Here is a 435-nt window from a genome sequence, read left to right as displayed (position 1 = left end):
TCACGAATGCGCAGCAAAGATTGAATATCCTGCTGCTCGACCGTTTTTGGACGAAGTAGACTCACTTTAGGGCGGCCAGCTGTTTCTCCGATAGCAACCGCATCATTGGCGTCATTTTTATTACCAACCAGCATGGCTTTCACCATTCTGGCGGGGATAAGCTTGACGGTATGGCCGAGCTTTTCGATAGCCCGTCCCCAGTAATTAGCACTATAACAAGCTTCCATCACCACTAATGTCGGCTCGCATTGCCTGAGCGTATCAAGCAATGCTGGGCGATTGATTTTACGGTTAAAAGCAATGGTGTTGTCTGGGTTAAAGGCTGCGACTTGGAAGACAGTTTTTGCCAAATCAATGCTGATGAGTTTATAGTTCATATCGGTCACCTCGAGTCAGATTTTGTGCACCTAAATCATGGCACATTGCGATGCCGAG

Annotated in this window: 1 protein-coding gene; it reads right to left on the bottom strand. The window is 47.4% G+C overall.

The features are described from left to right. A partial coding sequence (locus K5Q99_RS22125) for an IS110 family transposase (RefSeq protein WP_220778157.1) occupies positions 1-377 on the bottom strand: 377 nt, incomplete at its 3' end. Positions 378-435: the final 58 nt, after the last annotated feature.

The sequence above is a fragment of the Shewanella hafniensis genome (assembly GCF_019655335.1).
GTDB lineage: Bacteria > Pseudomonadota > Gammaproteobacteria > Enterobacterales > Shewanellaceae > Shewanella > Shewanella hafniensis.
Note: the sequence above shows the minus strand (reverse complement) of the source record. Positions and strands in the feature narration are given on the sequence as shown.